The sequence below is a fragment of the Aliiroseovarius marinus genome (assembly GCF_004360145.1).
GTDB classification, from domain to species: Bacteria; Pseudomonadota; Alphaproteobacteria; order Rhodobacterales; family Rhodobacteraceae; genus Aliiroseovarius; species Aliiroseovarius marinus.
In genome coordinates, this window is sequence record NZ_SAIT01000011.1 from 232,939 (window position 1) to 238,938 (window position 6,000).

General features: G+C 59.2%; 6 protein-coding genes. 1 reads left to right on the forward strand and 5 read right to left on the reverse strand.

The features are described from left to right. Positions 1–41 precede the first annotated feature (41 nt). On the forward strand, positions 42–737 hold the full coding sequence (locus EOL43_RS13145) for an FkbM family methyltransferase (protein WP_133489337.1): 696 nt from the start codon (positions 42–44) through the stop codon (positions 735–737). Positions 738–787: 50 nt separating this feature from the next. Here the strand turns inward: EOL43_RS13145 and EOL43_RS13150 are convergent, their stop codons facing one another. From EOL43_RS13150 to flhA, 5 genes are all read right to left on the reverse strand, one after another. Continuing rightward, entirely contained in the window at positions 788–1,429 is a 642-nt protein-coding gene (locus tag EOL43_RS13150; RefSeq protein WP_133489339.1) for a 50S ribosomal protein L25/general stress protein Ctc, read from the reverse strand. Between the two features lie 121 nt (positions 1,430–1,550). After that, entirely contained in the window at positions 1,551–1,940 is a 390-nt protein-coding gene (locus EOL43_RS13155; RefSeq protein ID WP_133489341.1) for a hypothetical protein, read from the reverse strand. A gap of 1 nt (position 1,941) precedes the next feature. After that, positions 1,942–3,030 carry an EscU/YscU/HrcU family type III secretion system export apparatus switch protein gene (locus EOL43_RS13160; RefSeq protein WP_133489343.1) on the reverse strand — a complete coding sequence of 363 codons (1,089 nt, stop codon included), beginning with the start codon at positions 3,028–3,030 and terminating at the stop codon, positions 1,942–1,944. Then, positions 3,030–3,803, reverse strand: coding sequence for a flagellar biosynthetic protein FliR (locus EOL43_RS13165; protein WP_133489345.1), 774 nt, complete (start codon positions 3,801–3,803; stop codon positions 3,030–3,032). Before EOL43_RS13165 ends, EOL43_RS13160 begins: the two co-directional genes overlap by 1 nt. Then, a complete protein-coding gene (gene flhA, locus EOL43_RS13170) occupies positions 3,800–5,878 on the reverse strand; it encodes a flagellar biosynthesis protein FlhA (RefSeq protein ID WP_133489347.1) in 2,079 nt (692 codons plus the stop codon). The genes EOL43_RS13165 and flhA overlap by 4 nt, the downstream gene beginning before the upstream one ends. Positions 5,879–6,000: the final 122 nt, after the last annotated feature.

The following is a 6,000-nucleotide window of genomic DNA, read 5'->3' on the forward strand; positions in this document are numbered from 1 at the left end:
TGGCAAACACCAACACATCCCGGCCACCCAAGGAGAGCAGCATGCCGCAATTCAAACTGGACGGTTTGATCCTGAAGATCCCGCGCAAATGCATGAACGACAATATCCGGGTCGCGATGGATCGCGGGGGGTACGAGAAGAACGAATCCCAGGCTTTGAAGCGACACCTAAAGCCCGGCGATCGCGTTCTGGATCTTGGTGGCGGTGCGGGCTTTGTCGCGCTTCAGGCCGCGCGGATTGTCGGGGCCGAAAATGTCACCGCGGTCGAGGCCAGCGCGGATATGTCCAAAGCCATCGGAGCCAATGCGGTGAAGAACGGATTTGCTGAAATGCAGGTGGTTCAAGGCGCGGTCGTGCCCGATGGTTTCACAGACGATACCGTGACATTTGAGGTGCTCCCCGGATTTTGGGCCTCATCAATCTCGGAGGGCGGCGAAAAGACAAGGAAAGCCTCGAAGTTGGTCACTGTTCCCGCGCTGAAATTCGGGGATCTGCAGAGACGCGCGCAGCCCACCGTTATCTCGATGGATATCGAAGGGGCCGAGCTTGACCTTGCCAGTTGCGCATGGTGGCCCGAAACGCGGATCGTCATCATGGAGATCCACCCCGAGCGCTATGGCAGCCACGCATTGCGCCAGTTGATCAAGGACATGTTTTCCAACGGGTTCGGGTGGATGCCGTGGGGCACCCGCGGCAGTGTCTTGGTGTTCGAGCGTCTGGACGAGGCCCCCACATAAAAAACGGGACCCCGAAGGATCCCGTTTCGCAACACCTTTTCAGGTGAGGCTTATTCTTCTGCAGCTGCGGCTTCTTCTTCACCAGCTTCCTCACCGGCGTCGCCGTCATCCGACGAACGCAGCGAGCTGGGAGCCGAGATGTTGGCGATGACGAAGTCACGGTCAACGGTGGGCTTGGCGCCTTCCGGCAGGGCAACATCCGAGATGTGGATGACGTCGCCGACGTCTTTGCCAGCCAGATCAACAACGATCTGCTCGGGGATTTCGCCAGCCAGAACGTTCAGTTCAACTTCCGGACGGACAACAGTCAGAACACCACCGCGCTTCAGGCCGGGGGCTTCTTCTTCGTTCACGAACTCAACGTGAATGAACAGGCTGATCCGGCTGGTGCGGCGCAGGCGCATCAGGTCCAGGTGGGTCGGCAGGTCTTTGACAACGTCACGCTGTACGTTGCGGCAGATCACGCGGACATCTTCCTGACCGTCGATTTTCAGGTTCCACAGGGTCGACAAGAAACGACCGGCCTTCAGCTTTTTGAACAGCTCGTTGAAGGGGATGTTGATGGCGAGCGGGTCTGCGCCACCACCGTATACGATACCCGGTACCTGGCCTTCGCGGCGAGCTTGACGAGCGGCCCCCTTGCCTGTCCCCGTACGTACCGTGGCTTCAAGATTCGGAATCTCACGTGCCATTGGTTTTCTCCATATCTAATAAGTGCGGGAATCCTCCAAGGGTGTAAGCCCCGCAATGAAGCCGTGCCTATAGACCGGATCGGGTCCGTTGAAAAGGGAATTATGCGGTTTTGCCGTGGTTTTATTGGTGTTCCACGCGCCTGCGCCGCATGTCGCGGGCATCGGCCGCCTTTTTGGCTTTAATTGCTTCTAAGGCAGCGTTGCGCCCGAAGGCAAGCCGGGTGTCTGCCATTCGCTCTTCATGTGCAGCGCGGGCTTGGGCGAGTTGGATATTCAACTGGCCCAGACGGGTTCGCGCCTGTTTTTGCCACTGATCGAAATGCCCGCTGGAAAGCGCGGGATTGAGGCCGGTTTCAGGGTCCAAGCCGGGTAGCTGGCTTAATCGCGTCCTCATATCAGCTATCTGATGTTCCAATGCTGCGACTTTTGCGGCGGTGGCCGAAAGCTCGGCCATCGCGCGGTCCAGTTGCAGGGCCGTCAGGTCGGTCAGCTGGTAAAGCGGGTCTGCCATCTTAAGTCCTTAGCGAATTCTTCGCGCGCTGGCGCATGTTCTCGGCAAAGCGGATGGCGGCGGCGACAGCCTGATACTGATCGGGCGGCACTTCCTGTCCGATCTCGACCGTGGCATGTAGGGCACGTGCAGTGGGGGGATCGCGGTGGATCGGAACGCCGTTTTCAGAGGCAACCTCGCGGATGCGGGCGGCAATTTCGTCCACGCCTTTAGCGACACAAATCGGAGCCTCGCCCGGCAGGCGCGACCATTTCAGGGCCACCGCATAATGGGTCGGGTTCACGACAATCACGTCGGCATCCGGCACATCCTGCAGCATCTGGTTGGTCGCGATATCATAGGCCTTCTGGCGCCGCTGCCCTTTCATATGCGGGTCGCCTTCGTTTTGCTTGATCTCGTCCATCAGCTCTTTGTGGGACATGCGGTTTTTGCGCAGGTGCTCTTGCTTTTGCCACAGGAAGTCGATCCCGCCGATGACCAAGGCAACCAGCAGGACGATGGCGAAAAACTCGACCGATAACTCAAGCAGCAACACCGACACCATGCCGGGGTTCAGGGCAAGAGCCGCCAACATCTCGGGCAGGTTGACCCAGATGAAAATGCCCAAAATGACGCTGTAGATCGACAGTTTCACGAAGCTTTTGAAGAACTCGAACAGGCCAGATCGCCCAAACTTGTTCTTGGCATTCGATAGCGGCGAAATCCGGTTCAGCTTTGGCATCAGCTTTTCAGGCGAGACCACGAAGCTGCGTGTCACCACTGTCAGGCCCAATACGGCCACCATCGGCATCAACAGCCACGGCGTCAGGTGCCAAGCGATCGACGTAACGGCGTTCGCAAGCACGGGGCCGCCGCTGCCCTGAAAGGCGTTTTGCGCGAGCTGATTCGAGCGTTCCAACATCGCTGAAAACACGCCCCCAAGCCCGGTCATCGTGGACGCCCCGACCGCCGAGGTCAGCAGCAAGAGGACGAGATAAGACATGGCTGTGTTCAGATCCGAGGACCGGGCGACCTCACCACGTTTTCGGGCGTCGTCCAGTTTCTTCTGGGTTGGCTCGTGTTGCTTGCTGTCGTCGTCTTCACCAGCCATCACCAGCCTCCGAACGGGTTAAGCAACAGCGCCTCGAATGCGCGTTGCCAGATGGGGAGCAACACAGGCGTTGTCAGGGCCAGCAAGATCAAGCCGCCCGCCGTGATCGCAGGGGCGCCGACAAAGGCGACCATCAGTTGCGGCATGGCGCGGTTGATGACGCCAAGGGCCACGTTATAGAGCAGCGAAACGATGACGAAGGGTGCGGCCAGCGCGAAGGCAAAGCCGAAACAGCGCGCAATATGCATGATGCCCCAGTCTGAAAATCCTTGAGTGTCCGGCAGTCCGCCAACGGGAAAGACTTGATATGATAGGATGAACCCCTCGACGATCCGCACATGCAGTCCCAACATCGCGGCCAAGGCCAGACCCGAGATCGTCAGGACGTGTCCGATAGCAGGCTGCGGGTCCGAGTTGTTCCCCCCCATCAATTGTGCAAGCGATGTGGACTGCGCCGCGATGCTGCCCGCGATCTGCAAGGACATAATGGCAAGACGCAAAACGATTCCGAAGCCAAGCCCGACAATCGGTTCGCTCATCAAGTAAATCGTCGAACTCAGCTCCTCGATCGAGGCGCCGATGGTGGTCGCCATGGCCGGGGCAACAATCACGGTAAAGGCAAGCCCCAAAAAAAGGCGTACCCGGACGGGCACCATGGTTTCGCCGAAAGCAGGCAGCAGTGCCATCGTCGCACCCACGCGCAGAAACACCACGAAGCCCAGCATGAAAAACGCCTGAGACTGGGCCATGATCTGGGCGAGCTGTTCGTTCATGCGGGCACCAAACCAACCAGCGACGGGCGGGCCTCGGTCCCGATTTCTTCGAATGAGAGGACGGGGTTTGCAATGCCCTTGGCGGACAGGACCGTCCGCAAGAACCGGCGTCTGCGGGATGAGGTGACGACCGCGGGATAGATCCCGGTTTCGCCCGCCCGTGCGATCTTGTCTGCCACGGCGTTGGCCAAGCGATTGAACTCTTCCGGTGGGAGGGCGACTTCGCCTCGGTCTGGATCGAGTTGATGGGACTGAAAACAGGCCTCCCATTCAGGGGCCAACTGCACCAGCGGGATGGTGCCATCTTCGCGTTTCAACTCGGCCAGCAGTTGGAAGTTCAGCCGCTGACGCACGTGATCGCAGATGGCCTCGGGCGTGCCGAACACAGGGCGTGCCTCGGCGACGCTTTCCAAGATGACGGGTAGGTTGCGGATGGAGACACGCTCTTCCAGCAGCAGACGCAACACCGAATGCAGCAGATCAAGCGGGACCTTGTCCGGAACCAGTTCGTCCAGCAGGCGGCGATTGGCCTCGGCCCGCGCAGGATCCGAGAGGTTCACGAACTCGTCCAGCAACCGGCGCAGCGCCTTCAGGCCCAGCAGGCGCGGGAAGTTCTGCTTCATGACTTCCAGAAGGTGGGTGGCCAAAACTTCGGTGGGTGAAACCACGGCGCACCCAGCCAGTGCCGCCTGTTCTTGGTCGCCATCCGCAATCCAACGCGCGGGGGCTTGATAGACGGGCTCCAACACATCTTCCCCTTCGGGCAGAAGGGCGTCGTCCCCGCTAAGGATAATCAGCGCCTTGTCTGGCATCAGGCGATTGCGGGCTTGCTCAACCCCCTGAATTTTAATCGTATAGGTGCCCGCGGGAAGAGATCCGTTATCGGTCAGGCGGATCTCGGGCAGGATCAGGCCGAACGCGCTGGCCGTGTGGTTGCGGATGCTGGAAATGCGGGCGTCTAGACCGGTGGCGGGATCCAGAACCATTGCGACCAGATCGGCTGCAAATTCTACATGGATATCGTCAAGATCGAGGATGTCTCCGATGCTTTCCTCCGGTGTTTCAAGCTGGTTTTCTTGCGCCTCTTGTGGATCTGATGCGTTCGCGGCTTCCTGTTGTTTTGCAGCCCACCAAGAGGCCGCCCCCAAGGCGATGGCGCCCAGGATGAACGGCACAAATGGCAGGCCGGGAACCAGTCCGAACAGGCCCATCAAAAATGCCACGGTAGCAAGGGCCGACGGATGCTTTCCGAACTGTGAAAACAAGGCCAGGTCGGTCGATCCCGAGGTTCCACCACGCGCCAGCAGCAAAGCCGATGCTATCGAAATGATTACGGCCGGTATCTGGGTAACCAACCCGTCCCCGACGGTCAAAATGGCGTAGGTCTGGAAGGCTGCGGACAGGTCCATCCCATGGATCACCACCCCGATGATCAGCCCCATGACGAGGTTCAGGAAGGTGATCAGCAACCCAGCTACCGCGTCCCCTTTGACGAATTTCGACGCACCGTCGAGTGACCCAAAGAACGTGGTTTCGGCCTGCTCGCGCTCGCGCCGCGCTTTCGCTTCGGCGTGGTCGATCGCACCCGCGGACATGTCGCTGTCGATGGCAAGCTGCTTGCCAGGCATGCCGTCCAACGCAAAGCGAGCCCCGACTTCGGCCATGCGGGTTGCGCCTTTGGTGATGACGATGAAGTTGACGATCAACAGCACACAGAAGACGACCAATCCCAGCAGAATGCTGCCACCCATGACGAAACTGGCAAACCCTTCGATGACACTGCCCGCCGCCGAGGTGCCGGTGTGCCCATTCCCGATAATGAGCTTGGTGGATGAGACGTTCAAAGACAGTCTGAGCATCAAAGAGGCAAGCAACACTGTCGGGAAGGCTGAGAAATCCAGCGGACGTTCGATGAACAGCGTGACTGTGAACATCAAAATGGCCAGAGCAAAGGACGCAGCGAGGCCCAGATCCAGCACCCAAGCTGGCATTGGCAGGATCATCATTACGATGATCGCCATCAAGGCGAGTGCGAGCAGAATGGTGGGACGGAAGACGCCTTGGATGTTTTTCATCTTTGCCAACAACCCGCAAAGGTGGATTGCTGCCGACAGATCAACTGCACCGGCCTGTAGTTGTGTCTTTGTAGAGCACGAATATAAAGGGCGGCGCAATATTGGACCACGGTAGCGCCGCC

Coding starts and splice junctions, on each gene's coding strand:
- EOL43_RS13145 (WP_133489337.1), top strand. CDS start 42: ATGCCGCAATTCAAACTGGACGGTTTGATCCTGAAGATCCCGCGCAAA.
- EOL43_RS13150 (WP_133489339.1), bottom strand. CDS start 1,429: ATGGCACGTGAGATTCCGAATCTTGAAGCCACGGTACGTACGGGGACA.
- EOL43_RS13155 (WP_133489341.1), bottom strand. CDS start 1,940: ATGGCAGACCCGCTTTACCAGCTGACCGACCTGACGGCCCTGCAACTG.
- EOL43_RS13160 (WP_133489343.1), bottom strand. CDS start 3,030: ATGGCTGGTGAAGACGACGACAGCAAGCAACACGAGCCAACCCAGAAG.
- EOL43_RS13165 (WP_133489345.1), bottom strand. CDS start 3,803: ATGAACGAACAGCTCGCCCAGATCATGGCCCAGTCTCAGGCGTTTTTC.
- flhA (WP_133489347.1), bottom strand. CDS start 5,878: ATGAAAAACATCCAAGGCGTCTTCCGTCCCACCATTCTGCTCGCACTC.